The organism is Microbacterium sp. XT11, assembly GCF_001513675.1.
Lineage (GTDB): Bacteria > Actinomycetota > Actinomycetes > Actinomycetales > Microbacteriaceae > Microbacterium.
In genome coordinates, this window is the sequence record NZ_CP013859.1 from 1,824,789 (window position 1) to 1,850,807 (window position 26,019).

24 protein-coding genes are annotated in these 26,019 nt (G+C 71.3%); 8 read left to right on the plus strand and 16 right to left on the minus strand.

Annotated features, from left to right (window positions below):
- Positions 1-10: 10 nt before the first annotated feature.
- From paaE to AB663_RS08440, 6 genes are all read right to left on the minus strand, one after another.
- Positions 11-1,177: a 1,2-phenylacetyl-CoA epoxidase subunit PaaE gene (gene paaE / locus AB663_RS08415; protein WP_067197891.1), complete on the minus strand. Its 1,167-nt coding sequence runs from the start codon at positions 1,175-1,177 to the stop codon at positions 11-13.
- Complete coding sequence (gene paaD / locus AB663_RS08420; RefSeq protein ID WP_067202431.1) at positions 1,177-1,686, minus strand: 1,2-phenylacetyl-CoA epoxidase subunit PaaD; 510 nt, start codon at positions 1,684-1,686, stop codon at positions 1,177-1,179. The genes paaE and paaD overlap by 1 nt, the downstream gene beginning before the upstream one ends.
- The gene (paaC, locus tag AB663_RS08425; protein ID WP_198147842.1) at positions 1,683-2,522 is read right to left on the minus strand and encodes a 1,2-phenylacetyl-CoA epoxidase subunit PaaC; all 840 of its coding nucleotides are present in this window, start codon (positions 2,520-2,522) and stop codon (positions 1,683-1,685) included. The genes paaD and paaC overlap by 4 nt, the downstream gene beginning before the upstream one ends.
- Complete coding sequence (gene paaB / locus AB663_RS08430) at positions 2,519-2,824, minus strand: 1,2-phenylacetyl-CoA epoxidase subunit PaaB (protein ID WP_067202427.1); 306 nt, start codon at positions 2,822-2,824, stop codon at positions 2,519-2,521. The genes paaC and paaB overlap by 4 nt, the downstream gene beginning before the upstream one ends.
- On the minus strand, positions 2,824-3,795 hold the full coding sequence (paaA, locus tag AB663_RS08435) for a 1,2-phenylacetyl-CoA epoxidase subunit PaaA (protein WP_067202439.1): 972 nt from the start codon (positions 3,793-3,795) through the stop codon (positions 2,824-2,826). Before paaA ends, paaB begins: the two co-directional genes overlap by 1 nt.
- An 87-nt stretch (positions 3,796-3,882) precedes the next feature.
- Complete coding sequence (locus tag AB663_RS08440) at positions 3,883-4,302, minus strand: pilus assembly protein CpaE (RefSeq protein WP_067197894.1); 420 nt, start codon at positions 4,300-4,302, stop codon at positions 3,883-3,885.
- A gap of 78 nt (positions 4,303-4,380) precedes the next feature.
- On the opposite strand from AB663_RS08440, the gene AB663_RS08445 reads away from it, so the two are divergent.
- A complete protein-coding gene (locus tag AB663_RS08445; RefSeq protein WP_067197896.1) occupies positions 4,381-6,480 on the plus strand; it encodes a RecQ family ATP-dependent DNA helicase in 2,100 nt (699 codons plus the stop codon).
- 34 nt (positions 6,481-6,514) lie between these two features.
- Here AB663_RS08445 and paaI read toward each other — a convergent pair whose 3' ends face one another.
- The 5 genes from paaI to AB663_RS08470 are packed head-to-tail and all read right to left on the minus strand — an operon-like array spanning position 6,515 to position 11,751.
- The gene (gene paaI / locus AB663_RS08450; RefSeq protein WP_083511174.1) at positions 6,515-6,895 is read right to left on the minus strand and encodes a hydroxyphenylacetyl-CoA thioesterase PaaI; all 381 of its coding nucleotides are present in this window, start codon (positions 6,893-6,895) and stop codon (positions 6,515-6,517) included.
- A gap of 5 nt (positions 6,896-6,900) precedes the next feature.
- Positions 6,901-8,982: a phenylacetic acid degradation bifunctional protein PaaZ gene (paaZ, locus tag AB663_RS08455; RefSeq protein WP_083511175.1), complete on the minus strand. Its 2,082-nt coding sequence runs from the start codon at positions 8,980-8,982 to the stop codon at positions 6,901-6,903.
- Complete coding sequence (locus tag AB663_RS08460; RefSeq protein ID WP_067197902.1) at positions 8,979-9,839, minus strand: 3-hydroxyacyl-CoA dehydrogenase family protein; 861 nt, start codon at positions 9,837-9,839, stop codon at positions 8,979-8,981. Before AB663_RS08460 ends, paaZ begins: the two co-directional genes overlap by 4 nt.
- Positions 9,836-10,567: an enoyl-CoA hydratase/isomerase family protein gene (locus tag AB663_RS08465; RefSeq protein WP_067197904.1), complete on the minus strand. Its 732-nt coding sequence runs from the start codon at positions 10,565-10,567 to the stop codon at positions 9,836-9,838. Before AB663_RS08465 ends, AB663_RS08460 begins: the two co-directional genes overlap by 4 nt.
- A complete protein-coding gene (locus AB663_RS08470; protein WP_157541260.1) occupies positions 10,564-11,751 on the minus strand; it encodes a thiolase family protein in 1,188 nt (395 codons plus the stop codon). The genes AB663_RS08465 and AB663_RS08470 overlap by 4 nt, the downstream gene beginning before the upstream one ends.
- Positions 11,752-11,863: 112 nt before the next feature.
- Here AB663_RS08470 and AB663_RS08475 point away from each other — a divergent pair, with 112 nt between their 5' ends.
- On the plus strand, positions 11,864-12,475 hold the full coding sequence (locus tag AB663_RS08475; protein ID WP_067197906.1) for a TetR/AcrR family transcriptional regulator: 612 nt from the start codon (positions 11,864-11,866) through the stop codon (positions 12,473-12,475).
- A gap of 9 nt (positions 12,476-12,484) precedes the next feature.
- Here AB663_RS08475 and AB663_RS08480 read toward each other — a convergent pair whose 3' ends face one another.
- Positions 12,485-13,252 carry an IclR family transcriptional regulator gene (locus AB663_RS08480; RefSeq protein WP_067197909.1) on the minus strand — a complete coding sequence of 256 codons (768 nt, stop codon included), beginning with the start codon at positions 13,250-13,252 and terminating at the stop codon, positions 12,485-12,487.
- A gap of 172 nt (positions 13,253-13,424) precedes the next feature.
- On the opposite strand from AB663_RS08480, the gene dhaK reads away from it, so the two are divergent.
- From dhaK to ptsP, 3 genes are read left to right on the plus strand one after another with little or no spacing between them, the layout of a single operon-like run.
- Positions 13,425-14,417 carry a dihydroxyacetone kinase subunit DhaK gene (gene dhaK / locus AB663_RS08485; protein ID WP_067197911.1) on the plus strand — a complete coding sequence of 331 codons (993 nt, stop codon included), beginning with the start codon at positions 13,425-13,427 and terminating at the stop codon, positions 14,415-14,417.
- A gap of 40 nt (positions 14,418-14,457) precedes the next feature.
- Positions 14,458-15,102 (plus strand): dihydroxyacetone kinase subunit DhaL, encoded by a 645-nt coding sequence (dhaL, locus tag AB663_RS08490; protein ID WP_157540990.1) that lies wholly within the window; start codon positions 14,458-14,460, stop codon positions 15,100-15,102.
- Entirely contained in the window at positions 15,102-17,732 is a 2,631-nt protein-coding gene (gene ptsP, locus AB663_RS16900; RefSeq protein ID WP_083511176.1) for a phosphoenolpyruvate--protein phosphotransferase, read from the plus strand. Before dhaL ends, ptsP begins: the two co-directional genes overlap by 1 nt.
- 89 nt (positions 17,733-17,821) lie before the next feature.
- On the opposite strand, the gene AB663_RS08500 is transcribed toward ptsP, so the two are convergent.
- Genes AB663_RS08500 through pdhA form a run of 3 tightly spaced genes read right to left on the minus strand, consistent with a single transcriptional unit; the run spans position 17,822 to position 21,410 of the window.
- Complete coding sequence (locus tag AB663_RS08500) at positions 17,822-19,285, minus strand: dihydrolipoamide acetyltransferase family protein (RefSeq protein ID WP_067197913.1); 1,464 nt, start codon at positions 19,283-19,285, stop codon at positions 17,822-17,824.
- Entirely contained in the window at positions 19,282-20,310 is a 1,029-nt protein-coding gene (locus AB663_RS08505; protein ID WP_067197915.1) for an alpha-ketoacid dehydrogenase subunit beta, read from the minus strand. Before AB663_RS08505 ends, AB663_RS08500 begins: the two co-directional genes overlap by 4 nt.
- Complete coding sequence (gene pdhA / locus AB663_RS08510) at positions 20,307-21,410, minus strand: pyruvate dehydrogenase (acetyl-transferring) E1 component subunit alpha (protein WP_067197918.1); 1,104 nt, start codon at positions 21,408-21,410, stop codon at positions 20,307-20,309. Before pdhA ends, AB663_RS08505 begins: the two co-directional genes overlap by 4 nt.
- Positions 21,411-21,561: 151 nt before the next feature.
- Between pdhA and AB663_RS08515 the strand changes: the two genes are divergently transcribed.
- Both AB663_RS08515 and AB663_RS08520 read left to right on the plus strand, forming a co-directional pair.
- Positions 21,562-21,999 (plus strand): Lrp/AsnC family transcriptional regulator, encoded by a 438-nt coding sequence (locus AB663_RS08515; protein WP_067197920.1) that lies wholly within the window; start codon positions 21,562-21,564, stop codon positions 21,997-21,999.
- A 275-nt stretch (positions 22,000-22,274) separates the two neighbouring features.
- Positions 22,275-23,744, plus strand: a complete 1,470-nt coding sequence (locus AB663_RS08520) for an HNH endonuclease signature motif containing protein (RefSeq protein WP_067197922.1) — start codon at positions 22,275-22,277, stop codon at positions 23,742-23,744.
- 130 nt (positions 23,745-23,874) lie between these two features.
- Here the strand turns inward: AB663_RS08520 and AB663_RS08525 are convergent, their stop codons facing one another.
- Entirely contained in the window at positions 23,875-24,525 is a 651-nt protein-coding gene (locus AB663_RS08525; protein WP_067197925.1) for an HAD-IA family hydrolase, read from the minus strand.
- 212 nt (positions 24,526-24,737) lie between these two features.
- Here AB663_RS08525 and AB663_RS08530 point away from each other — a divergent pair, with 212 nt between their 5' ends.
- Positions 24,738-25,982, plus strand: a complete 1,245-nt coding sequence (locus AB663_RS08530; protein ID WP_232304511.1) for a DUF998 domain-containing protein — start codon at positions 24,738-24,740, stop codon at positions 25,980-25,982.
- Positions 25,983-26,019: the final 37 nt, after the last annotated feature.

Genomic DNA, 26,019 nt, shown 5'->3' on the forward strand with positions numbered 1-26,019 from the left:
GACGCTCCGCTCAGACGTCGTAGTCGACCACGAGGCGGTCGCTCGTGGGGTGGGACTGGCAGGTGAGCACGTAGCCGCGCTCGAGCTCGTCCGGCTCCAGCGCGTAGTTCTCGGTCATCGTGACGCTGCCCTCGATGACGCGGGCCCGGCACGTGCCGCACACGCCGCCTGCGCAGGCGAACGGGGCGTCGGGTCGCACGCGCAGCGCGGCGTTGAGCACCGACTCATGCGCGTCGACCGGACTCTCGACGGTCGAGGAGACGCCGTCGAGGCTGATCTCGATCCGCACAGTCTTCTCGCCCTCGCGCACCGTCACGGGTCTCGCGGTGCGCAGCGGCTCGTCGCCGGTCGTGAAGAGCTCGAAGCGGATGTGCTCGCGGGAGACGCCGACGTCGGCGAGGACCTCGCGGCACAGGTCGACGAGAGACAGCGGGCCGCAGAGGAACCACTCGTCGACGTCGGACGGGTCGATCAGCACCCGCAGGATGGTCCGCAACTTCGGCTCGTCGATGCGGCCGGACAGGAGCGGGGCCGTCCGTTGCTCGCGCGAGAGCACGTGGTGCAGCGTGAGGCGGGTCGGATAGCGGTCCTTGAGGTCGGCCAGATCCTCCAGGAACATCACGTCGAGCGTCGAGCGGTTGGTGTAGAGCAGCGTGAACCTCGACGTCTCGGAGCGCGAGAGCACCGTGTGGGCGAGCGCCATGAGCGGGGTGATGCCGGAGCCGGCCGCGATGCCGACGACGTGCCGGTGGTCGAGATCGGGCAGCGCCGAGGTGAAGGTGCCCTGAGGGCTCATCACGTCGATGCGGAAGCCGGGGTGCAGTCCCGTCTGCGCCCAGGTGGAGAAGAGTCCGCCCTCGTCGCGCTTCACCGCGACGCTCAGGCGCGTGGGCTGCCCGTCGCCACGGTGCTCCGGCGGCCGGCACAGCGAGTACGAGCGGCGCACCTCCACGCCGTCCAGCGTCGTGCGCAGGGCGACGTACTGGCCCGGCAGGTGGTCGTACTCGTCGGCCAGCTCCGGCGGGACGGTGAAGGTGACCTCGACCGAATCCTCGGTGAGGGGGCGCACCTCCTCGACCGTCAGGGTGTGGAAGCGTGCACGCGTGCGAGGGGTCGCCGAGGTCTGCCGGGGAGCGGATGCCGCGGAGGGGCGCTCCGCCGATGTGAAGAGGGACATCAGTGCACCTTGAAGTGGTCGAAGGGCTCGAGGCAGGCGCGGCATTCGTAGAGCGCCTTGCACGAGGTGGACCCGAAGCGCGAGACCTCTCGGGTGTCGAGCGATCCGCAGCGGGGGCAGCGCACGCTGAGCGTCAGGCGGATCGGCCCCGCTCCCACCGCCGCCCGGCCGGTGGGCGGGGCGATGCCGTACTCCGCGAGCTTGCGCTTGCCTGCATCCGTCATCCAGTCGGTCGTCCAGGCGGGCGAGAGCACGAGGCGCACGTCGACCCGGGCGAATCCGGCGGCGGTGAGCGCGAGGATGACGTCGTCGCGGATGGCATCCATCGCCGGGCAGCCGCTGTAGGTGGGCGTGATGTCGACGCGCACCATGTCACCGTCGACCTCGACCGCGCGGAGCACGCCCAGGTCTTCGATCGTGAGCACGGGCACCTCGGGGTCGGCGACGGATGCGGCGATCCGCCAGGCGGCGTCCTCGGCCACCGGTCCCTGAGCCCGTCGAGCGGTCACCACGTCGCCCCCGGGTGCCGTCGTGCGAGCACCTGCATCTCGGCGAGGATGTGGCCGAACGGCGTGGAGTGCGAGCCGCGGCGCCCTCCCGCCGACGACGAGGCCACGGTGGGGACCTCGAGCTCCGCCTCGGCGAACACGGTGTCCACGACCCTGTCGAACGCCGCACGCAGCGACGACGGCCGGACTGCCGCGTCGCCGAGCCGGTCGATGAGAGGCTCGTCGCGGAAGAGCTCGTCGACGTAGGGCCACACGTCGGCCACCGCGCGGATGATGCGCCGCCGTGACTCGTCTGTGCCGCCGGCCAGGCGCAGCATCCACTGGACTGCATGGTCGCGGTGATAGTCGACCTCCTTGACAGCCTTCTCGGCGATCGCGGCGAGCGTCTCGTCTGTGCTCGACCGCAGGGCCGAGTGCAGCTCGAACATGTACGTCGACGCCACGAACTGCCGGGCGATCGTCTGCGCGAAGTCGCCGTTGGGCTGCTCCACGAGCCAGCAGCTGCGGAAGTCAGGCTCGTCGCGGAAGTACGCGAGGTCGTCTTCGCTGCGGCCGTCGTAGGAGCCGGCGTAGTGCAGCAGCGAGCGGGCGTGCCCCAGCAGATCGAGGGCGATGTTGGCGAGCGCGACGTCCTCCTCCAGCTCGGGTGCGCGGGAGATCCAGGCGCCGAGCTGCTGGGAGAGGATGAGGGCGTCGTCGCCCAGCCACAGCGCGTACTCCGCGACGTCGGCGGATGCCGCGACCGCCCCGGTGCCCGCGAGCTCCTCGCTGAGCACGAGCTGGTCGACCGAGACGTCTCCGTGGACGTCGCCCCGGACCTCGTCGTGGGCGCTCACAGGTGCGGCACCCCCTCGGATGCCGTGTAGTACACGGCGTGCCGGTAGTTCTTGCCCGCAGGGCTCTCGAAGTAGGCGCCCTTCGCGTCGGGGTCGCTCGTGATGATGGCGTCGGCGGGCACCGCCCAGATCGACACGCCCTCGCCGCGGCGGGTGTACAGATCGCGCGCGTTGCGGATCGCCATCTCGGCATCCGGAGCGTGCAGGGATCCGACGTGCACATGGCTGAGTCCGCGGTTGGCGCGCACGAAGACCTCCCACAGGGGCCAGGGCTCGCGGGCGTCGGCGCCGGGCGTCGTCATCATGCCACCGCCTTCGCCGCCTGCTTGCGGGCGTACTCCGCCGCCGCCTCGCGCACCCAGGCGCCCTCCTCGTGCGCGGTGCGGCGGCGTTCGAGCCGCTCGGCGTTGCACGGGCCATTCCCCTTGAGCACCTCGAAGAACTCGTCCCAGTCGATCTCGCCCATGTCGTACCGCCCTGCCTGCTCGTTCCACCTCAGTTCCGGGTCCGGGAGGGTGACTCCGAGGATCTCGGCCTGCGGCACGAGCATCCCCACGAAGCGCTGGCGCAGCTCGTCGTTGGAGAAGCGCTTGATCTTCCACTTCATCGACTGGGCCGAGTTCGGCGACTGGTCGTCGGGCGGCCCGAACATCGCCAGGCTCGGCCAGTACCAGCGGTTCACGGCATCCTGCGCCATCTGCCGCTGCTCCTCGGTGCCGCGCATGAGCGTCAGCAGGATCTCGAAGCCCTGACGCTGGTGGAACGATTCCTCTTTGCAGATGCGCACCATGGCGCGTCCGTACGGGCCGTACGACGCACGGCACAGCGGCACCTGGTTGCAGATGGCCGCGCCGTCGACGAGCCAGCCGATCGCTCCCATGTCGGCCCAGGTCGGGGTGGGGTAGTTGAAGATCGAGGAGTACTTGGCCGTGCCGCTGATGAGCTGGTCCATCATCTCTTCGCGCGTGATGCCGAGCGTCTGCGCGGCGGAGTAGAGGTAGAGCCCGTGGCCGGCCTCGTCTTGCACCTTTGCCATGAGGATCGCCTTGCGCTTGAGGCTCGGCGCCCGGGTGATCCAGTTGCCTTCCGGCTGCATGCCGATGATCTCCGAGTGCGCGTGCTGCGAGATCTGGCGGATGAGCGTCTTGCGATACCCCTCGGGCATCCAGTCCCGGGGCTCGATGCGCTGCTCGTTCGCGATGAGCTCGTCGAACAGGCGCTCCTCGGGCGACGGCTCGGACTCGACGAGGGAGAGGTCTGCGGGACTGGTCATCTTCGACTCCTCGGCATCGGTCATCTTTACTGACCGCTCGTTTGGTAATTCTGGCACAGCGGGATGCCGCGCGCAAGGAACCGGCGTTCAGCGTGAGCGGGAGATGAGCTCGAGGAGGGCGAGGCCGTAGGCCTCTGCGGGGTCGGGATGCTCGAACCGACAGGTCTCGCCGGCGATCTCGATCTGCACGGCGAAGGCGTCGGGCAGACGCACGAGGGAACGGAACGTCCCACGCAGCAGGTCGCGCAACTGATCCTCACGGGGGAGCCACACCGCGTCGGCGAGGGTGACGGCGTCGAGGGCCCACTCCGTGGTGCCGTTGAAGGCGAGGTCCGTGCCGCTCGGCGTCTGCCGCGCCTCGATCGTCATCTCGCTGACCGTGAAGACGTCGGCCTCGGCCTCGAGCTCGACGTCGTCGGGGAGGTCGAGCTGGAAGCGGTCGCCCTCGGCGGGGTGCCAGACCAGTCCCGCGTCGCGCAGTGCGATGGCGAGCTCTCGGGTGATCATCCCTCCAGCGTAGGCGGCGCCGGTCGCGGCCGGGCGGCTCGCCGGTCGATGTCGGTCGTGTGAGGCAGAGTGGAGGGCATGAGTTCCACCACCGCCGGCATCCGCGACGAGGCGCTCGCCGCGCTCCGAGAGCTCGTCGGGCGCGCCGACGCCGTCTTCCACGACGGGCAGTACGAGGCGATCGAGGCGCTGGTCGAGCGCCGCCGCCGCGCGCTCGTCGTGCAGCGCACGGGCTGGGGCAAATCGGCGGTGTACTTCGTGGCCACCCTTCTGCTGCGGCGCCAGGGGACGGGGCCCACGGTGCTCGTGTCGCCGCTGCTGGCCCTCATGCGCGACCAGATCGCGGCCGCTGAGCGCGCGGGGGTGCGAGCCGTCGCCATCAACTCCACGAACGCGCACGAATGGTCCGACGTGCTCGCGCAGCTCGATCGCGACGAGGTCGACGTGCTGCTCGTGTCGCCCGAGCGTCTGAACAATCCGTCGTTCCGCGAGGAGCAGCTGCCCGCGCTCGTCCGGCGGCTCGGGATGCTCGTCGTCGACGAGGCCCACTGCATCAGCGACTGGGGCCATGACTTCCGCCCCGACTATCGACGGCTGCGCGACCTCATCGCGCAGATGCCGGCCGACGTGCCGGTGCTGGCCACGACCGCCACCGCGAACAGCCGCGTCGTCGCCGACGTCGCCGAACAGCTCGGGGGAGAGGCGTCGGGTGTGCTCACGATCCGCGGCCCGCTCGCGCGGGCATCGCTGCGGCTCGGGGGGCTGCGACTGCCCGACTCCGCGAGCCGGCTGGCCTGGTTGCTGAGCCACCTCGAAGACCTGCCCGGCTCCGGCATCATCTACACCCTCACGGTCGCCGCCGCCGTCGACACGGCGCGCCTGCTGCGCGAGCACCGCCACGAGGTGCGCGCCTACACGGGACAGACGGACGCCGACGAGCGGGCCGAGTCCGAGGCGATGCTGAAGCGCAACGAGGTCAAGGCGCTCATCGCAACGAGCGCCCTGGGAATGGGGTTCGACAAGCCCGACCTCGGCTTCGTCGTACATCTCGGCGCGCCGTCGTCGCCCGTGGCCTACTACCAGCAGGTGGGCCGCGCCGGGCGCGCGAGCGAGAGCGCCGATGTGCTTCTGCTGCCGGGAGCGGAGGACCGCGACATCTGGCACTACTTCGCCACCGCGTCGATGCCAGACCAGGGTCGCGCCGAGCGGGTGCTGGCGGCGCTGGGCGACGCTCCCGTGTCGACGCCGGCGCTCGAGGCTGTGGTCGACATCCGCCGCACACCGCTCGAGCTGCTGCTGAAGGTGCTCGACGTCGACGGCGCGGTGCGTCGGGTGCAGGGCGGTTGGATCGCCACGGGGGTGCCCTGGGTCTACGACGCCGAACGATACGAGCGCATCGCGGCCGAGCGCGTGGCCGAGCAGCAGAGCATGCTCGACTACGAGCAGACCGGCGGATGCCGCATGGAGTTCCTGCAGCGCGCGCTCGACGATGACACCGCCGCACCCTGCGGTCGGTGCGACAACTGCGCCGGGGCGTGGTTCCCCCGCGAGATCGCCGCCGCAGCGCAGCAGACGGCGGCCACGTCGATCGACCGCGTCGGCGTGCCGATCGAGCCCCGACGTGCGTGGCCGACCGGAGCCGACCGGCTCGGAGTGCCGGTGAAGGGCCGCATCCCGCCGGGCGAACAGGCCTCGGAAGGACGAGCGCTCGCACGGTTGACCGATCTCGGCTGGGGCGGCGCGCTGCGCGAGCTGTTCGGTGCCGGTGCCGCCGACACCGCGGTGCCGCCGCAGCTCCTCACCGCGTGCGTGCGGGTGCTCGCCGACTGGGGGTGGGAGCGGCGGCCGGTCGCCGTCGTGTCGATGCCCTCGCGGTCGCGCCCGCAGCTCGTCGGGTCGCTCGTCCGTGGCATCGCCGAGATCGGCCGACTGCCGTACCTGGGCGAGCTGGGTCTCGTCGACGGAGGTCCGACCGGTCAGCCGGGCGGCAACAGCGCGTTCCGCCTCGCGGGGCTGTGGGATCGGCTGACCGCCGACGGGCTCGACGTGCCAGACGGGCCGGTGCTGCTCGTCGACGACCAGGCCGACAGCCGTTGGACTCTCGCGATCGCGGCCCGAGCGCTGCGTCGCGCGGGTGCGACCGAGGTGCTGCCGTTCGTGCTCGCCCTCCGCGGCTGAGGGTGCTCCGCGACCGCTCCGCACCGCGGAGGGGCTAATCGGCCGTGCGGTTCGTGGTGAGCGAGCGACCGCGGAACTCGGCCACGACGTCGCCGGTCTCATCGGTCACCGTGACGTCATAGAGCCCGCTGCGACCGCTGACGACGCGCCGCACGGCGGTCGCCGTGAGCACCTGGCCCGCGCCGGTCGACTTCAGGAAGGTGATGTCGGCACCGGCCGCGACGGTGATCCGGTCGTCCTCGTTGCAGGCGATCGCGAAGGCCGTGTCGGCGAGCGCGAACACGAGCCCGCCGTGGGTGATGGCGAAGCCGTTCAGCATGTCGTCGCGCACCGTCATCGACACGACGGCGCGACCCGGCTCGTCGAGTTCCACGGCGATGCCGAGCATGGCCGAGGCCGCGTCTCGGCGCATCATCTCCCTCATGCCGGCACGGCCTCGGCAGCCTGCTGCTTCGCGACCAGGGTGAGCACGTCGTACGTCGCCACGATCTCGTCGTCCTGGTTGCGGATCACCGCGTCCCAGCGCACCTCGCCGTAGTCATCGGTCTCGCGCGGCGTGATCTGCTTGGCCGTGAGCTCGACGCGGATCGCGTCGCCCGGAGACACCGGGGTCACGAAGCGCAGGTTCTCCAGCCCGTAGTTCGCGAGCACGGGGCCCGGTTCCGGATCGACGAACAGGCCCGCCGCCCACGACACGAGCAGGTAGCCGTGTGCGACACGGCCGGGGAAGAACGGGTTCGCCGCCGCGGACTCCTCGTCCATGTGCGCGTAGAACGTGTCGCCCGTGAAGTGCGCGAAGGTCTCGATGTCGTCGAGGGTCACCTCGCGCGACGCGGAGACGACCTGGTCGCCGATCTGCAACTCGGCGAGCGACTTGCGGAACGGATGCCGTCCGTCGCTGCGGGCCGCGGCCCCGGCGTGCCACACGCCCGTGAGCGCCGTGAGCATCTCGGGGGATCCCTGCACGGCCGTGCGCTGCATGTGGTGCAGCACGGCGCGGATGCCGCCGAGCTCTTCTCCGCCGCCCGCGCGGCCCGGGCCGCCGTGCACGAGGGTCGGGAGGGGGGAACCGTGGCCCGTCGAGGAGCGGGCGTCGTCGCGGTCGAGCAGCAGCATGCGCCCGTTGAAGGGGGCGATGCGCGTGGCGAGTTCGACCGCCTGGGCCGGGTCGTGCGTGGCGATGCTCGTGACGAGCGAACCGCCGCCGCGCGCGACGAGGCGCGCCGCCTCGGCGGGGGACTCGTACGTGAGCAGCGACGACACCGGCCCGAACGCCTCGACCTCGTGCACGGCATCCGCCTGCGGGTCGTCGAAGCGCAACAGCAGGGGTGCGACGAACGCCCCCTCGGGGACGACGGCGTCCGAGCCGTCGGCGAGACGCACCCGCGGTGCCTCCGTCGAGCCGACGACCACCCGTCCGCCGGCGTCCTCCAGCGCGCGCACCTGGCGCAGCACCTCGTCGCGCTGCGCGGTCGAGGCGAGCGGCCCCATCGTCACGCCCTCGGCGCGCGGGTCGCCGAGCACCGTCTTGCCGGCGATGCGTGCGCGCACGGCGTCCACCACGGCATCCGCGCTCGCCGCGGGCACGATGGCCCGCCGGATCGCCGTGCACTTCTGGCCGGCCTTCGTCGTCATCTCGGTGACGAGCTGGCGCACGTAGGCGTCGAACTCGGGCGTCCCCTCGACCGCGTCGGTGCCGAGCACGGAGGCGTTGATCGAGTCGGTCTCGGCCGTGAACCGCACGCCCTCGGTCTGCACCGACGGATGCCGACGCAGACGCTCCGCCGTCGACGCGCTGCCGGTGAACCCGACGAGGTCGCCGAGCGTCAGGTGGTCGAAGAGATCGGGGACGCTGCCGCTCACCAGCTGCAGCGATCCGTCTGGCAGCAACCCCGACTCGACGAGGATGCGCACCATCGCCTGGGCGAGGTAGCCGGTCGGCGTCGCGGGCTTGACGACCGTCGGCATGCCGGCGAGGAAGGCGGGGGCGAACTTCTCCAGCGACCCCCACACGGGGAAGTTGAAGGCGTTGATCTGCACGGCGACACCCGGCAGCGTCGTGTACACGTGGCGCCCGAGGAAGGACCCGTCCTTCGACAGCGGCTCCACCGGCCCGTCGACGTGCACGGTGCTGTTGGGCAGCTCTCGTCGCCCCTTTCCGGAATACGAGAACAGCACGCCGATGCCGCCGTCGATGTCGACCCACGAGTCCGTCTTCGTCGCTCCCGTGCGCGAAGACAGAGCGTAGAGCTCGTCCTTGCGCTCGGTGAGGGCGAGGGCGAACCTCTTGAGCAGCACGGCGCGCTGGTGGAAGGTGAGTGCGGCGAGGCTCGCATGTCCCGTCGTGCGGGCGTACTCCAGCACCCCGGCCAGGTCGAGTCCCTCTGTGCTCACCCGCGTCACGAGCTCACCGGTCGATGCATCGCGCACCTCGGTGGCGTGCGCGGGCGACGAGGGCGTCCACCAGGCGCCCCGGACGTAGCTGGGCAGGTACTCGGTCATCTCTCCTCGTTCCATTCGTAGAAGCCGCGTCCGCTCTTGCGGCCCAGGTGACCCTCTGCGACCAGGCGGCGCAGCAGCGCGGGTGGGGCGAAACGTTCGCCGTAGGCGCGCTCGAGCTCCTCGGCGATCCCGAGGCGCACGTCGAGCCCGACGATGTCGGTGGTGCGCAGCGGTCCCATCGGATGCCGGTATCCGAGAGTCATCGCCGCGTCGATGTCGGCGGCCGACGCCACTCCGTCTTCGAGCATGCGGATCGCCTCCAATCCGAGCATCACGCCCAGGCGCGACGAGGCGAAGCCGGGGGAGTCGCGCACGACGATCGGCGTCTTGCCCAGCGCCTCGACCCAGACCCGTGCCTCGTCGACGACCGCGCCGTCGGTGGCCGCGCCGCGCACGATCTCGACGAGCGCCGAGGCCGGTACCGGGTTGAAGAAGTGCAGGCCGAGGAACCGTCCGGGGCGCCGTCGCTGCGCGGCGAGGTCGTCGATGGAGATCGACGACGTGTTGCTGGCGAGCACGGACGTCGCGGGCATGGCCTCCTCCGCGCGCGCGAGCGATCGCTCCTTGAGCGCGCGGTCCTCCGGTACGGCCTCGACCACGAGGTCGCAGTCCGCGAAGGCCGCGATGTCGGTGCCGGCTGAGAGTCGCGCCTGCAGATCGCCGCGGTCGAGCGGGTCGTCGCGTTCGACCGAGCGTCGGATGCTCCCGCCGATGCGCTGCGCGGCGGCATCCGCGCTGTCGTCATCGCGCTCGACCACTGTGACCCATGACCCGGAGAGGAGGAACGCGTGGGCGATCCCCGCCCCCATGCGTCCGCCGCCCAGCACGCCGACGCGCGCCGGTGCGTTGCCTGTCATCTCGCTCTCCTTTCCAGGAACGCGGTCATCCGCCGGTGCTTCTCCGGCGACGCGAACAGCTCGGCCTGCAACTCCAGCTCGACGGCCGGATGCGCGCTTCGCGGGGCCCGCAGCGCGCGCTTCGTGTGCTGCGTGGCGAGCGGATCGTTCGCCGCGATGCGATCGGCGATCGCATGGGCGGTGTCGAGCAGGTCTTCGGCGGGCACGATGCGCGAGACCAGTCCCCAGGCCAGAGCCTCGTCGGCGTCGAGCGCTCTGCCCGTGAGCAGCAGTTCGCTCGCCCGTGCCTCGCCGACGATCTCCGGGAGGCGCCACGTCGCTCCGGCGGCGGCCATGATGCCCAGCCTCGTCTCGGGATTGCCGATCGTGAGCGAGGGTGTGCCGATGCGGAGATCGGCGGCGTAGGCGAGCTCTGCCCCGCCCCCGAGGGCGTGTCCGTCGATCGCCGCGATCACGGGCATCGGCAGTTCGCGCACGCGGAGGAAGGCCATGGCGTTGATGCCGCGGCGAGCGTCATCGGGCGTGCGTTCGCGCAGTTGCGCGATGTCGGCGCCCGCGGCGAAGGTGCCGCCGGAGCCGGTGAGGATGAGCGTGCGCGGGTCGTCCTCCAGCCCGGCGCAGAGCGCATGGATCGCGTCGATGGTCGCCTGATCGATCGCGTTGCGCTTCTCGGGGCGGTCGAGCGTGGCGACGACGCGATCGGCCGACTCCTCGACGCGCAGGGTCATCGCACGCTCTCCACGATCATCGCCGTGCCCTGGCCGACGCCGACGCACATGGTGGCGAGGCCGTAGCGCGCTCCCTCACGCTCCATGCGGCCGAGCAGCGTGACGAGCAGCCGGGAGCCGCTCGATCCCAGCGGATGCCCGAGCGCGATGGCGCCGCCGTCGGCGTTCACTATCTCGGGGTTGAGCCCCAGGCGGCGCATGCAGGCGAGCGACTGTGAGGCGAACGCCTCGTTGAGCTCGACCGCACCGAGGTCGTCGGCGGTGAGTCCCGCCTTCGCGAGCGCCTTCTCGCTCGCGGGCACGGGACCCAGGCCCATGATCTCGGGCGCGAGCGCGGCGGATGCCGAGGCGACGATGCGTGCGCGGGGGCGCAGGCCGTGCCTCTCGACCGCCTCGGCGCTCGCGACCACGATCGCGGAGGCGCCGTCGTTGAGGGAGCTGGAGTTGCCGGCCGTGACCACGGTACCCCCGGCGACGACGGGCCGGAGGGCGGCGAGGGCTTCGGCCGACGTCTCGCGTCGCGGGCCCTCATCGGTGTCGACGATGCCGGCGGCGGTCTCGACGGGGACGATCTCGGGGACGAAGCGGCCCCCGTCGATCGCGGCGATCGCGCGCCGGTGGCTGTGCAGCGCGAAGGCGTCGGCATCCTCCCTCGTGACGCCGTCGACCCTCGCGACCTCCTCCGCCGTCTCCGGCATCGAGAAGGTGGCCTTCTCCCGTGCCGCGAGGCGCGGATTCGTGAAGCGCCAGCCGATCGACGTGTCGAACGCGGCCCCGGGTTTGGCCCATGCCCGCTCCGGCTTCGCCTGCACCCAGGGGGCGCGCGTCATCGACTCCACGCCGCCGGCGACGATCAGGTGCGCGTCGTCGGCGCGCACCGCGTTCGCCGCGAGCGCGACTGCTGACATGCCCGACGCGCAGAGCCGGTTGACCGTCAGCCCCGGCACCGAGTCGGGGAGTCCGGCCAGCAGCACCGCCATGCGGGCCACGTTGCGGTTGTCCTCTCCGGCCTGGTTGGCGGCGCCGAGCATGACCTCGTCGATCTCCTCGGGTGGGATGCCGGCGCGGTCGACGGTCGCTCGCACGACGAGGGCGGCGAGGTCGTCGGGGCGGATGCCGGCGAGCGCGCCGCCGTAGCGGCCGACCGGGGTGCGCACGCCATCGACGAGGTAGGCCTCGGACATCGTCATCCTCTCGATCGTGAGCACCGGTGCGAATTGCAGACCGATCGTTCAGTAATACGATGTCAGATCGTGGTGCGCTTGGCAACAGGCCGCGGGTGTCAGACTGGACGCTATGTCGCAGACCGAGTCCCCGCGCCGTGCGCCCAAGCGGGGCAGGCCCGGATACGACCGCGATCACGTGCTCGCGGTGGCGGTGAAGGTCTTCAACGAGCACGGCTACGACGCCACCAGCGTCGCCGACCTGACCGCCGCCCTGGGACTGACGAAATCCGCCCTCTATCACCACTTCGACTCCAAGTCGGCCATCCTCGACGTGGCGCTCGGGGAAGCTCTCGACGGGCTGGAGCGCGTGGTCGACGACGCGGTGTCGCGGCATCCGCTCGCCTCCGACCGCCTGCGTGCGATCGTGCGCGGGGCCGTGCACGTGCTGACCGAGAAGCTCCCCGCCGTGACGCTGCTGCTCCGGGTGCGCGGCAACAGCGACGTCGAGACGCGCGCGCTCGAGCGCAGGCGGGCCTTCGATCAGAGGGTCACCGCGATCGTGGCCGAGGCGCAGCGCGAGGGGCTCATCCGCGGAGACGTCGATGCGGCGGTCGCGACCAGACTCATCTTCGGCATGATCAACTCCGTCGTCGAGTGGTACCGGCCCGGCGGTGCCGTCGACCCCGACGAGCTCGGCGAGGACATCCTGCGGGTCAGCCTCGACGGGCTGCAGTCGCGCTGACCGTCGCGCTCAGTCCTCGTCGGGGGCGACGCGGGGCGGCCACGTGGGCGCTCCGAGCTCTCGTGAGATGTTGCGTGCCGTCTCGCGCAGAGCGTCGATGTCGGCATCCGTCGCAGGGCCGGCTGATGTGGGCATCACCAGGGCGATCGCCGCGACGATGTCGCCGCGGGCATCGGCCACGGGGGCGGCCACGGACGATTCGCCCAGCACGGCCTCGTCGACCTCGGTCGCCGTGGCGCGCTCGGCGATCGCGGGCAGATCGAGCGTGAGCCGGGCGACGTCGGTCACGGTGTCGCCGGTGAGGCTGCGCAGCGGCTGGTCGAACACGCTGCGCTGGAACCCGAGGTCATAGGCCAGCAGCACCTTGCCCATCGCCGACGCGTGCGCGGGGATCGCGACGCCGGTCTCGAGCATCTGCTGGCTGTCGTCGGGGCGGAGGTTGTGGTGGATGACGAGGACGTCGGTGAAGTGCGGCGCTCCCAGTCGCACGGAGAGCCCGGTGCGCCGGGCGAGCTCCTGCGTCCACCGCATGGCGCGGGCGCGGACATCGAGAGTGTCGAGGTAGACGTTGCTCAGCCGCAGCAGCGTGGGGCCGAGCATGTACCGCTGGCCGCCGCGCTCTTTCGCGACGAGGCCGTGCTCGCGCAGCGACTTGACGATGCCGTGCACGGTCGACGGCGGCAGGTTCAGCGCGAGTGCCAGGTCGGTGATGCCGAGGTGGCGGGCCCCCTGCAGCAGTTCGAGCACCTTGGCGGCGCGGTCGATGGCCTGGATCACGGGCCGTCCTCCTCTCCGGTTCGTCGTCGAGCCGGCGTTCGCGTCGGATCTCCGGAACGATCTTGACAACCCGACCGAGTCCGAGCATATTCGACATTGACGAATAACTTTCCAATTTTTGCGAAAGTCGCGTCGCGAGAGCCGTACCCGACAGATCAAGGGAGATCGCACGATGAAGAAGCTCATCAACAACCCGTCCGACGTGCTCGTCGAGTCGCTGAAGGGCGTGGCCGCGGCTCACCCCGAGCTGTCGGTCGACCTCGAGACCCACGTCATCACGCGCGCCACGCCCAAGGCCGAGGGCAAGGTCGCGGTCGTGTCGGGCGGAGGCTCCGGCCACGAGCCGCTGCACGGCGGCTTCGTCGGCGTCGGGATGCTCGACGCCGCCGTCGCCGGAGAGGTGTTCACCTCCCCGACCCCCGACCGTGTGCAGGCAGCGACCAAGGCCGTCGACCGCGGCGCCGGCGTGCTGCACATCGTGAAGAACTACACCGGTGACGTGCTCAACTTCGAGATGGCGGCGGAGCTCGCCTCGATGGAGGGCATCGAGGTCGGCACCGTTGTGGTCGACGACGACGTCGCCGTGCAGGACTCGCTCTACACGGCGGGGCGCCGCGGGGTCGGCCTCACCGTGCTCCTCGAGAAGATCGTCGGCGCTGCGGCCGAAGAGGGCCAGGACCTCGCCGCCGTGGTCGAGCTCGCCAAGAGGGTCAACGCGCAGGGCCGTTCGATGGGCATGGCGCTCACCAGCTGCACGGTCCCCGCGGCGGGCAAGCCGACCTTCGACCTCCCCGACGACCAGATGGAGATCGGCATCGGCATCCACGGCGAGCCGGGCAGACACCGCGAGCCGCTCGCCCCGGCATCCGACATCGCCCGTCAGCTCGTCGAGCCCATCCTCGCCGACCTCGATCTGTCCGGTCCCGCGATCGTGATGCTCAACGGCATGGGCGCGACGCCGCTGATCGAGCTGTATCTCATGTACGGCGAGGTCGCCGCGCTGCTCGAGAAGGCCGGGGTGCAGATCGTGCGCAACCTCGTGGGCAACTACATCACCTCGCTCGACATGGCCGGATGCTCGGTCACGGTGCTGAAGGCCGACGACGAGATCCTCCGGCTCTGGGACGCCCCGGTCGTCACGCCCGGCTTGCGCTGGGGCGCCTGACTGCCGCACCGGCCTCCGCATCGACGACGAAGGAAGACGCATGACCTCCACCATCGACACCACAACGCTGCTCGCCTGGATCACCGGGTTCCGGGACGCCGTCACCGAGAAGCGCGAGTGGCTCACCGAGCTCGACTCCGCGATCGGCGACGCAGACCACGGTGCGAACCTGGCGCGCGGCATGGATGCCGTGGTCGAGAAGCTCGGCGCGGGGGCGCCCGCGACCGTCGACGAGCTGCTCAAGGGCGTGGGGATGACCCTCGTCAGCTCGGTCGGCGGCGCGAGCGGTCCGCTGTACGGCACGTTCTTCCTCCGCATGGGGATGGCAGCAGGTGCCGTCGACTCGCTCGACGGAGCGGCGCTGGCTGCGGCGCTGCGCGCCGGGCTCGAGGGCATCGTGGCACGCGGCAAGCCCGAAGCCGGCGACAAGACCATGTTCGACGCGATGGCGCCGGCGGTGGACGCGCTCGACGAGAGCCTCGCGGGCGGCGCGGACCTGAGCGTCGCGCTCGCCGCAGCCGCCGAGGCTGCCGCGGCCGGACGCGATGCCACGCTGCCGCTCGTCGCGAAGAAGGGCAGGGCCAGCTACCTGGGCGAGCGCAGCGCCGGTCACCTCGACCCCGGTGCTGCGTCGACCGCGATGCTGTTCGCGTCGCTGTCGTCCGCGATCGCGGGCGCCTCCTGATGATCGGCATCGTCGCCGTCTCCCACAGTGCCAGGCTCGGGGAGGCGGCGCTCGAACTCGCCCTGCAGATGGTGCACGGCGGGAACGTGCAGGTGAGAGTCGCCGCGGGCGCGGGGACGGATGCCGATGGCGATCCCATCCTCGGCACCGACGCTGCCGCCGTCGCGACGGCCATCGACGAGCTCGCGGAGGACTGTGACGGCGTGCTCGTGCTCATGGACCTGGGTTCCGCGATCATGAGCGCCGAGCTCGCGCTGGAGTTCCGGACGAGCGATGTCACGGTGCGGCTGGTCCCCGCGCCGTTTGTCGAGGGGTTGCTGGCGGCCGTGGTGGCCGCGGCCGGGGGCGGCTCGCTCGACGAGGTCGCGGTCGAGGCCAGCGCGGCGCTGGCGGGCAAGGCCGGTCAGCTCGGGGATGCCGGCGCGGCCGGGAGCGATGCAGGCGCGGCCGAGGGCGATGCCGGAGCGGCCGGGGGCGATGTCGGCGCTGCGAGGAGCGATGCCGGCGCAGCTGGGGGCGATGCCGCGGGTGACGCCGGAGCGGGTGTGAACGGGAATCCCCACATCGAGGGGGACAGGCCGCCGCGCCGGGTTTCGCGCGTCGTCGTCGTGCGGAATCCGCTGGGCGTGCACGCCCGTCCGGCCGCCCTCATCGCCGAGGCGTCGGCGGGAGCGGACGTGCGGGTGCGGCGCCTCCCGGACGGCGCGGAGGTGCCCGCAGCCAGCCTCACCCGCCTGCTCACGCTCGGCGCGCGTCAGGGGACCGAACTCGAGCTGTCCGCGTCGGGTGACGGTGCGGATGAGGTGCTCGACCGGCTTGCAGCGCTGTTCCACGACGGTTTCGGCGAGGGCACGGGCGGCGAGGCGGGCGAGGGCACGGGCGGCGAGGCGACCCAGGGCACGGGCATCCCGCCCGCCTCGGCTGCGCAGACGTCACCGGCCGTGGCGACGCACGCCGCGGCATCCGTCCTGATGCCTGCGGGGAGCATCCTGCGTGGCCGCGGCGTGAGCGCCGGGCTCGCGGCAGCCGTCGCGGTGCATCTCGCGCCTGCCCTGCAGGAGCCGCAGGCCGGACCGGTGATCGCCGAGGCCGACCGCGAGTCCGAGGCGTCGGCCATCCACTGGGCCGCCGTCGCCGTCGCCGATGAGCTGCGCAGGCGCACGGAGTCCGCGTCCGGCGAGGCCAGAGCGATCCTCGACGCCTCGCGTCTGCTGGCCTCCGATCCGGAGCTGGCGTCCGACGCCACGGCGCTCGTGCGCTCGACGGGTGTGTCCGCCGCCCGCGCGGTGTGGGAGGTCGCGGCGCAGCACGAGCAGGCGCTCTCGGCACTCGGTGGACGCATGGCCGAGCGCGCGGCCGACATCCGCGACGTGCGTGACCGCATCGTCGCCGAACTCCTCGACATCGAGCTTCCGGGGGTTCCCGACCGTGACGAGCCGTTCGTGCTCGTCGCGGGCGACCTCGCTCCGGCCGACACGGCCGCGCTGGCGGGCGGGCGCCGCGTGGCTCTCGTCACCGAACACGGCGGCCCGACCTCGCACACGGCAATCATCGCCCGCGCGCTGGGGCTGCCCGCCGTGGTCGGGGTGGATGCGGCCGCCGCGATCCCGGCAGGGGCCACGGTGCTGGTCGACGGCGATCGAGGGTTGGTCGAGATCGAGCCGCCGGCCCAGCGCATCGACGACGCCCGGCGATCCGCGGTGGTCGTGCCGTTCGACGGCGCTGGGCGGCTCGCCGACGGCGCTCCCGTGCCGCTCCGCGCGAACGTGGGCTCGGCCTCCGATGCGGAGGCGGCGGCGTCCGCCGGGGCCCAGGGGATCGGTCTCTTCCGCACGGAGTTCTGCTTCCTCGATCGCACCGACGCCCCGTCGGTCGACGAGCAGGTCGCGGCGTACCGCGGCGTGCTCGCGGCCTTCCCCGCCAGCACGGTCGTGGTGCGCACGCTCGACGCCGGCAGCGACAAGCCCCTGCCGTTCGCGACCCCGGAGCACGAGGAGAACCCCGCCCTCGGGGTACGCGGGCTCCGCATCGCACGCCGGGTGCCAGCGCTGCTCGACGACCAGCTGCGTGCTCTCGCCGAGGCGGCGGCCGAGGAGTCCGCCCTTGTCGAGGTCATGGCGCCCATGGTGGCGACGGTCGAGGAGGCCGGCGACTTCGCGGAGCGCGCCAGGGCGGCCGGGATCGCCAGGGTGGGCGTCATGATCGAGACGCCGTCGGCGGCCCTGCTCGCGCGTGAGCTGCTCGAGATCGTCGACTTCGTGAGCCTCGGCACCAACGATCTCGCGCAGTACACGCTCGCCGCCGACCGGCTGCTCGGCGACCTCGGCGACCTCAACGACTCTTGGCAGCCCGCCGTGCTCCGGCTCATCGGCGCGGTCGGTGCGGCGGGACGCGACGCGGGCCGGTCGGTCGGCGTCTGCGGAGAGGCTGGGGGAGACCCCGCGCTCGCTCCGGTGCTCGTCGGGCTGGGCGCGACGAGCCTGTCGATGACGCCACGAGCGCTGGGGCGCGTGGCGGCCGCGCTCGCCTCGGTCACCGCAGCGCAGTGCCGAGAAGCGGCAGAGGCTGCGCTGCACGCAGCCACCGCCGAGCAGGCGCGAGCGGCGGCATCCGCTGTGCTGTCGCGCTGACACCTCCGCCGATCCCGTCCGCCGCCAGGTGTGTCGCCGTGGGGAGCGGGTCAGCCGCTGTCTCGCGTGCGTCGCCGCTCCCGGCCGGGTCAGACGCTGCCGAAGGCGCGCAGCGGATGCTCGATGAGCTCGGTCACCCGACGCAGGAACGAGGCTGCGTACCCACCGTCGCACACCCGGTGGTCGAACACGAGCGACAGCTGCGCGATGCGGCGCACGACGATGGCGCCGTCGACCACCCACGGGCGCTCCGTGATGCGGCCGATGCCGAGGATCGCGACATCCGGATGGTTGATGATCGCGGCCGACCCGTCCACGCCGAGGCCGCCGTAGTTGTTGAGCGTGAACGTAGATCCGCGCAGGCGCGCGGGGGCGATCGAGCCGGAGCGGGCGTCGGCGGTGAGGTCGCGCAAGGCTGCGTCGAGCTCGGCAACCGACAGGGCATGCGCGCGCGGGATGACGGGCACCATGAGGCCGCGCGGGGTGTCGGCGGCGATGCCCAGGTTCACGCCGTCGAGCTCGACGATCTCGCCGGCGTCATCGCTCAGTCTGGACGAGAGAAGCGGATGCTCGGCGAGAGCGATGAGAACGAAGCGTGCGACGAGAGCGGTGAGCGACGGCGCGCGGCCATCCTCCGGTGCCATCTCGCGCCGGGCGTCCCAGAGCGCCGTGGCGTCGACGTCGACCCAGACGGTCGCTTCCGGGATCTCGGCGCGGCTGCGGGTGAGGGTGGCGTTGGCGGCCTTGCGCAGCGGAGACATGCGCGTGCGGCTGCGCACGGCGAGGCCGTCGAGCTCTCCGCCTTCGGCCACGGTGCCTTCGGGTACGTCTCCGCGCGATCCGCGTGCGGCTGCGGCTCCGACGCCGTCGACGGCGTGGTCGACGGCGGCGCGCAGCACGTCTGCGCGCGTGACCGCGCCGTCGGCTCCGGTGGGGACGATGGTCCGCACATCGAGTCCGAGATCGCGCGCGAGTCGTCGGACCAGAGGCGACCGCACCGCGACGGTGCGTCGTGACCCGGCATCCGTGTCCCGGGTCGGCGTGGCACCGTCGGCATCCGTTCGCGCCGATGCAGGCGTCGCCGGGGGTGCCTGGCGGGATGACGCTGCCGGGCGTGACCCGGCATCCGTGTCCCGGCCCGCTACCGCGGCGGGGGATGACGGGCGCGACGCGACGACGGGGCGGCGACGACGTCCGGCCGCCTTGCGGTCCGAGGTGCCGTAGCCGATCAGCACGTTCCCTGAGCCGGCGCGCTCCTCGGTGCGGTACGCCTCGTGCTCGTCGGCCGGCGCTGCGGCATCCGCTCCCTGGGCGACCTCCAGCACGGGAGCGCCGACGTCGATGGTGTCGCCGGGCTCGCCGTGCAGCGCCGTGACCACACCCGCGAACGGCGAGGGGAGCTCGACGACGCTCTTGGCCGTCTCGACCTCTGCGATGGCCTGATCGGTCGCGATGGTGTCGCCGACCTTCACGAGCCACTGCACGAGCCCCGCCTCGGTCAGGCCCTCTCCGAGGTCGGGCAGACGGAAGACCTGCACCACATCAGTGGTCATGACTCGTCCTCCCAGTGCAGCGAGTCGATCGCGTCCAGCACTCGGTCGACGTCTGGCAGATACCAGTGCTCGAACTTCGGCGGAGCGTACGGGGTGTCGAAGCCGGTGACCTTGCGCACGGGCGCCTCGAGGAACTCGAAGCACCGCTCGAACACCCGTGCCTGGATCTCCGAGGCAACGCTGACATACCCCGGCGCCTCGGCCACGACGACCGCGCGGCCCGTCGCGCGCACCGCCGCGGTGACGGTCTCATCGTCGAACGGCGAGAGGGAGCGCACGTCGACGACCTGCACGCTGCGCCCCTCGGACGCCGCGACCTCGGCGGCCTCGAGCGCGATGCCGACCGACGCGCCGTAGGCGAGGAGCGTGACGTCGGTTCCTTCGCGGGCGATTCGCGCGGTCCCCAGCTCCGCCGTGTGCGAGGTGTCGACCTCTCCCTTCGACCAGTACAGCTTCTTCGGCTCCAGGAAGATCACCGGGTCGGGGCACTCGATCGCGGCCCGCAGCAGCGAGTACGCATCCTGCGGCGTCGACGGACTCACGACCGTCAATCCGGGAGTGTGGGCGTAGTAGGCCTCCGACGAGTCGCAGTGGTGCTCGACGCCACCGATGCCGCCCCCGAACGGAATGCGGATGACGATCGGCATCCGGATGCCGCCACGCGTGCGGTTGCCCAGCTTCGCGACATGACTGACGATCTGCTCGAACGCGGGAAGGGCGAACGCGTCGAACTGCATCTCCACGACGGGGCGCAGGCCGTTCATGGCCATGCCGACGGCCGTGCCCACGATGCCGGACTCGGCGAGCGGCGTGTCGAAGCAGCGGTCCTCACCGAAGCGCGCGGTGAGCCCGTCGGTGACGCGGAACACCCCGCCGAGCGCACCCACGTCCTCGCCGAAGACGACGACCTCCGGGTTCTCGGCGATCGCGTCGGCGAGGGCCCGATTGAGAGCGGCCGCCATGGTCATGGTCGCCGGAGCCTCGGCGGGGGTGTCGACGCGCACGTCGTCGTGGGCGATGGTCATCTCGGTCCTCCCATGCTGTCGGCCGGGGTGCGGTCGATCTCGTCGCGCAGCAGTCGCCACTGCTCGTCGAGCTGCGGCGTGCGGCGTGCGGTGACGAAGCGGAACAGGTCCTCGGGGTCGAGGGCGGCGTCGGCATTGAGGGCCGAGCGCATCTCCTCCGCGATCCGTTCGGCGCCGGCCGCGTATGCGGCCTCGAGGTCGTCGTCGAGCGCGCCGGTCTCGCGGAGGTACGAGCGCAGGCGCGTGAGGGGGTCACGTGCCGCCCAGGCCTGCACCTCCTCGCGTTCGCGGTAGCGCGTGTCGTCATCGGCGTTGGTGTGCGCCTGCATCCGGTACGTGTGCGCCTCGACGAGAGAGGGGCCGCCGCCGCTGCGTGCACGGGCGACGGCCTCGCCGATCACGGCGAGCACGGCGGCGGCGTCGTTCCCGTCCACGCGCTGCCCTGGCATGCCGTAGCCGATCGCCTTGTGGGCGAGAGAAGGCGCCGCGGTCTGCCGCGCGAGCGGCACCGAGATGGCGAACTCGTTGTTCTGCACGAAGAACACGACGGGCACGTGGAACACGGCCGCGAAGTTCATGGCCTCGTGGAAGTCGCCTTCGCTCGTCGCGCCGTCACCGCACAGTGCCAGCACGACCGTGTCCTCGCCGCGCGTCTTGGCGGCGTAGGCGAAGCCCACCGCGTGCAGCAGCTGGGTCGCCAGCGGGGTGGCCTGCGGAGCGACGCGGTGCGCCTTGACGTCATATCCCGAGTGCCAGTCGCCCTTCAGCAGCACGAGCGCGTCGGCGGGCGAGACTCCGCGGCCGATCACCGCGACCGAATCGCGGTAGGTGGGGAAGAGCCAGTCGGTCTCGCCGAGCACGAGAGCGGCGCCCACCTGGCAGGCCTCCTGCCCGTGCGACGACGGGTACACGGCGAGGCGGCCCTGCCGCACCAGCGCGCTCGCCTGGTCGTTGATCCGACGGCCTTCGACGAGGGCCCGGTATGCCCGGAGGAGGGTCTCGGCATCGGGCAGCGCGTACACCTCGTCCTCGTGACGAGCGCCCTCGTGATCGATGAGCTGCACCGCGACATCGCGCGGCAGCATGTCCGTGTGCTGCATCCGTCCGCCCTCCTCGCCGAATCCGGTGTCACCAGCATCCGAGCTCCGCGGCAGTTGTCCAAGGACTCGCGCCGAATACTGAACGAATGATCGGAAATTGCTTCCCTGTATGCCGAAGTGTCAGAATTCGATGACAGGATGAAGGGGTGCCATGATCACGCTCGATGACACTGATCAGGCGATCCTCGCCGAACTCCGGCGGGATGCGCGCGCGTCGATGACGGCGATCGCGGATGCCGTGCACATCTCACGCGCCGGCGCGCACGCACGCATCAAGAGGCTCACCGACGCCGGCGTCGTCACGGGCTACACCGTGCGCACGGATCCGGTGCTGCTCGGCCACCACGCGAGCGCGTACGTCATGCTCGCTATCGAGCAGGCGACGTGGCAGGAGGTCAGCGCACGGCTCCGGGCCATCCCCGAGATCGAGCACATGGCACTCGTCGGCGGAGACTTCGACGTCATCCTCCTCGTGCGCGCAACCGACGCCCGCGACCTGCGCCGCATCGTGCTGGAGGACATCCAGGCCATCCCCTCGATCCGTTCGACGCGCACGACGCTCATCTTCGAGGACTTCACGCTGAGCTGAACGTCAGGCGCCGGTCGAGGTGCCGGTGGTGTTCATCGCATCGACGCGCCCGGTCTGGTCGGTCTCGCCGGAGTGGTCGGTGTCTCGCCTGAGCGGTCGGTGTCTCGCCTGAGCGGTCGGTGTCTCGCCTGAGCGGTTGGTGTCTCGCCGGAGTGGTTGGTGTCTCGCCTGAGTGGTCGGTGTCTCGCCGGAGTGGTCGCTCTTCACTCTGGAATACCGCGCTGATCTGGCAAAAACACCCTCCCAATGTCGGTGGCCACGCGTTGAATCGGAGCATGAACAGCGCCACGAGCATCCTCGATCGGGTCATCTCCGACCTCGATCTCGTGCTGGGTGCCGAGGCCTTGGCGGGGCTGTCGCCGAGCGAACGCTCGAGGGTGCTTCGTCGGGCCGGTGACGCTCTGCGGCGGGTCGAGGCCGTGGTCGTCGAGACGATCGCCGACCTAGAGGCGGTGGAGCTGCCCGAGGCGCTCGGATGCCGTTCGATGAACGAGCTCCTGCAGCGGGCCCTTCGCGTCGACGGTGCGACGGCCGGGCGGTTCGTCAAGGCGTCCGCGGGCGCGCGGCGAGAGATGAATCTTCTCTCGGGCGAGCGCCTGCCCGCACGCTGGCCGAGCCTGCGCGAGGCGATGCTCGACGGCGAGGTCGGCCTGTCGGGCCTGCTCGCGGCCACGGCATCCCTCGATCGGGCAGGCGACAGGATCGGCATCGACGACCGGCTGCGGGCCGACGCCGAGCTCGCCGATCATGCGCGCGGCATCCTGCGCCGAGAAGACGGCGCTGCTGAGCCGGCTCCGCCGGCGACACCGGATGACCTGCGTCACTGCGCGCAGCTCATCGCGATGTACCTCGACCCCGACGGATCCGAGCCGACCGAGATCCGGGCGTCACGGCGGCGGGGCCTCACCCTGGGACGCCTGCAAGATGACGGCACGTATCCGATCCGGGGAAGTCTGCTCCCCGAGGTCACGGCGCAGCTGCAGGCGATCTTCGACGCGCAGTTGAACCCGAAGACGGAAGGGCCCGCGGATCTCGGGGTGCGTTTCGTCCCCTCTGAGCAGCTGCCGAACGAGGGCTCGGACGACGTGTTCGACGACGACCCGCTGAACCTGCTCGACACGCGCACTCGCGCCCAGAAGCAGCACGATGCATTCGCCGCGGCTCTCGGCATCGCCGCTCGACACGAGGAGATGCCATCCCTGGGCGGTGCGGCCCCCACCCTCGTCGTGCACGTCGATGCCGCCGAGCTGTCGTCGCTGCGCGGGGCGCAGGGGGCGTCCTCTCAGCCGAGCATGCCGGGCTGGGCTTCGCTCCCCGGGATCGAGATGCCGGTGGCTGCTTCCGTGGCCGTGCACACCGCGTGCGTCGGGGCCGTGCAACGCGTGCTGTTCGACGAAGGGCGCATCGTGGGGATCAACACGATCGATCGCGTGTTCACCGCGCCCCAGCGCAGGGCGATCGTGCTGCGTGATGCGGAGTGCCTGATCCCCGGGTGTCACGTGCCCGCATCGTGGTGCGAGATCCATCACGTGGTGGAACACTCGCAGGGCGGTCCCACACACACCGACAACGGGGTGCCGTTGTGCTGGCATCACCATCGCACTCTGGATCGCTCCGGGTGGGAGATCCGCATGATTGAGGGGGTTCCGCAGATCCGCGGGCCCGCCTGGTGGGACCCGGATCAGGTGTGGAGGGTGCCGCGGAGATCGCGGATGCGGGGAGCGCGGGAGCCAGTCGTCGCTTGATCGCCGGTGACTCGGGCGGTGTGGCAGTGAACCGGGCGTTGCGCCGGTGGCTCAGGCGGTGGGCCGGTGACTCAGGCGGCGGGCCGGTGCCTCAGGCGTTGCGCCGGTGGCTCAGGCTGTGTGGCTTGAATCAGGCGACGTGCAGTTCGAAGCCGCTCTCGATGGGCACCACCGACACCTGCGTCAAGTCGGACACATGGAATTCGGGGGAGTGCGCCGTCGCGTGCTTCCCGACGCCGACCACGCGCATGCCGGCCGCGTGCGCGGCCTGGATGCCGGCACCGGAGTCCTCGAAGACCACGCAGTCGGCGGGGGCGACGCCCAGCAGCTCGGCTCCGAGCAGGAACCCCTCGGGGTCGGGCTTGGAGCGGCTCACCCGCTCGGCCGTCACGGCGAGGTCCGGAACAGTCAGGCCGGCCTCGCCCATGCGCGCGTTCATGAGTCGCACGTCCGCTGAGGTCACGATCGCATGCGGGTAGGGGCGGAGGTCGGCGAGCAGCCGCTCGGCGCCGAGGATCGCGACGACTCCGTCGACGTCCTCGGCCTCCGTGGCGAGCATGACCTGGTTCTCGGCGATGTTGATCGCGTGGTCGCGCTCGGGGAGCATGATGGCCATGCTCTGATGCCCCTGCCTGCCGTGGATCACGCTGAGCACGTAGTCGCGGTCGAGACCGTGCGGCTTCGCCCACTCGAGCCACAGTCTCTCCACGACGGCCGTCGAGTCGACGAGCGTCCCGTCCATGTCGAGGAGGACGGCGCGGGCGGGGACGATCTCGGTCATGGTCCCAGGGTAGTCGCGCTCCCGCGCAGGAACGCCGGCCGGCGCGGGCTCCCGGGAGACCGGGGGACTGGTGGGAACGAGGTCGTCACCCACGACCCGGTGAAGCCGCGGTCACCGACGCCCTTGCGCGTCACGCCTTCTGCGCGTCACGGCTTCTGCTCGTCACGGCTTCGGTGCGTCACGGCTTCTAGGATGTGTGCGGAGGGAAAGCCATGAGAGCGTTCGGCGCCAAGGTGGTGGGTGTGTTGCGCCAGCTCAGGGGTCCGGAGACGCCGGATGCCGTGCTGGAGGCGACGGCGCTCATCGTCGGCGCCGCCTTCCTCGCGGTGGGCTTCGTCGTCGCGTTCCCGGTGTTCTTCGGGCACCGGCTGGCGATCAGCGGGGACGGATCGATCGGCACGTTCGCGGCGTACGGCGGGGCGCTGACCGCGGCACTCGCGTTCCTCATCGGGCGGCTCGCGGTGAGACCGCGGCGGATCACGCCCGAGATGGCACGCGACGGCTTCAGCGTCCCGGGTGACCGGCTGCGCTGGTACGACCTGATCGCGATCGGCTTCGCCCACGCGGCGATCGCCTACCTGGGGTGGCTCGGCATCGCCGAGCTCCTGGAACGCAGCTTCATCGGCGCCCCGGTGTTCGCCTTCCCTGGCGCCGTGCTCGTGAGCGTGGCGTTCGCCCTCACGGCGTACGTCGCGTTCCTCAGCGCCGCCGCCCTCACCCCGATGGTGCTGTCACTCGTGCTCGCAGTGTTCCTCGTCGTGGGGGCCTTCGCCGCCATGCTCGCCTCCAGCGATCCGGACTGGTGGAAGCTGAACCTCTCGGCGCTGGGCATGAGCACCAATCACGCGTCTCTCGCGTTCAACCTCACGCTCGTCATCGCAGGCATCATGATCACCACGATCTCTCGGTACGCGACGGCAGGGCTACCCGTGGCTGACGATCGCTCCCGCCGGGGGCGGTTCGCGGTGCGTGGCGGACTGATCCTCATGGGAGTCCTGCTGGCATGCGTCGGACTGTTCCCCGTGGACGAGTTCTTCCTGCTGCACAACACGGTCGCGACCGGCATGGCCGTCGTGTTCGCCGTCGTCGTCGTCGGCCTGCCGTGGTTCCTGCCCTCCATGCCCCGCGTGTTCGTCGTGTTCGGCTGGGTTTACGTCACCGTGATCGCGTTGCTCGGCGCGTTCTTCGCCGTCGGCTATTACAACCTCACGGCCGTGGAGCTGATCGCGGCGGTGCTCATCTTCAGCTGGATCATCGTGTTCCTCCGCACGGCAGGTTCGGTCGTGGTCCACGACGACGCGACGGCCGTGGCGGACGCGACGGGTGAGACGGACGCGGCGGACGCGGCGGACGCGACCGACGAGACAGACGAGAAGGACCTGAAGGCGAAGAAGCACGCGAAGGCGGTAAAGGCAGTGAAGGAAGCGCTGTCTCGTGACGCCGGCGCTGTCTTCTGATGCGAAGGCCGTCACCTGACACCGGCCCGTGTCGTGA

What these genes read in the sequence shown, in the direction of transcription:
- paaE (WP_067197891.1), bottom strand. Translation starts at nt 1,177, where the DNA reads ATGTCCCTCTTCACATCGGCGGAGCGCCCCTCCGCGGCATCCGCTCCC.
- paaB (WP_067202427.1), bottom strand. Translation starts at nt 2,824, where the DNA reads ATGACGACGCCCGGCGCCGACGCCCGCGAGCCCTGGCCCCTGTGGGAG.
- paaA (WP_067202439.1), bottom strand. Translation starts at nt 3,795, where the DNA reads ATGACCAGTCCCGCAGACCTCTCCCTCGTCGAGTCCGAGCCGTCGCCC.
- AB663_RS08440 (WP_067197894.1), bottom strand. Translation starts at nt 4,302, where the DNA reads ATGATCACCCGAGAGCTCGCCATCGCACTGCGCGACGCGGGACTGGTC.
- AB663_RS08445 (WP_067197896.1), top strand. Translation starts at nt 4,381, where the DNA reads ATGAGTTCCACCACCGCCGGCATCCGCGACGAGGCGCTCGCCGCGCTC.
- paaI (WP_083511174.1), bottom strand. Translation starts at nt 6,895, where the DNA reads ATGATGCGCCGAGACGCGGCCTCGGCCATGCTCGGCATCGCCGTGGAA.
- paaZ (WP_083511175.1), bottom strand. Translation starts at nt 8,982, where the DNA reads ATGACCGAGTACCTGCCCAGCTACGTCCGGGGCGCCTGGTGGACGCCC.
- AB663_RS08460 (WP_067197902.1), bottom strand. Translation starts at nt 9,839, where the DNA reads ATGACAGGCAACGCACCGGCGCGCGTCGGCGTGCTGGGCGGCGGACGC.
- AB663_RS08465 (WP_067197904.1), bottom strand. Translation starts at nt 10,567, where the DNA reads ATGACCCTGCGCGTCGAGGAGTCGGCCGATCGCGTCGTCGCCACGCTC.
- AB663_RS08470 (WP_157541260.1), bottom strand. Translation starts at nt 11,751, where the DNA reads ATGTCCGAGGCCTACCTCGTCGATGGCGTGCGCACCCCGGTCGGCCGC.
- AB663_RS08475 (WP_067197906.1), top strand. Translation starts at nt 11,864, where the DNA reads ATGTCGCAGACCGAGTCCCCGCGCCGTGCGCCCAAGCGGGGCAGGCCC.
- dhaK (WP_067197911.1), top strand. Translation starts at nt 13,425, where the DNA reads ATGAAGAAGCTCATCAACAACCCGTCCGACGTGCTCGTCGAGTCGCTG.
- dhaL (WP_157540990.1), top strand. Translation starts at nt 14,458, where the DNA reads ATGACCTCCACCATCGACACCACAACGCTGCTCGCCTGGATCACCGGG.
- ptsP (WP_083511176.1), top strand. Translation starts at nt 15,102, where the DNA reads ATGATCGGCATCGTCGCCGTCTCCCACAGTGCCAGGCTCGGGGAGGCG.
- AB663_RS08500 (WP_067197913.1), bottom strand. Translation starts at nt 19,285, where the DNA reads ATGACCACTGATGTGGTGCAGGTCTTCCGTCTGCCCGACCTCGGAGAG.
- AB663_RS08505 (WP_067197915.1), bottom strand. Translation starts at nt 20,310, where the DNA reads ATGACCATCGCCCACGACGACGTGCGCGTCGACACCCCCGCCGAGGCT.
- pdhA (WP_067197918.1), bottom strand. Translation starts at nt 21,410, where the DNA reads ATGCAGCACACGGACATGCTGCCGCGCGATGTCGCGGTGCAGCTCATC.
- AB663_RS08515 (WP_067197920.1), top strand. Translation starts at nt 21,562, where the DNA reads ATGATCACGCTCGATGACACTGATCAGGCGATCCTCGCCGAACTCCGG.
- AB663_RS08520 (WP_067197922.1), top strand. Translation starts at nt 22,275, where the DNA reads ATGAACAGCGCCACGAGCATCCTCGATCGGGTCATCTCCGACCTCGAT.
- AB663_RS08525 (WP_067197925.1), bottom strand. Translation starts at nt 24,525, where the DNA reads ATGACCGAGATCGTCCCCGCCCGCGCCGTCCTCCTCGACATGGACGGG.
- AB663_RS08530 (WP_232304511.1), top strand. Translation starts at nt 24,738, where the DNA reads ATGAGAGCGTTCGGCGCCAAGGTGGTGGGTGTGTTGCGCCAGCTCAGG.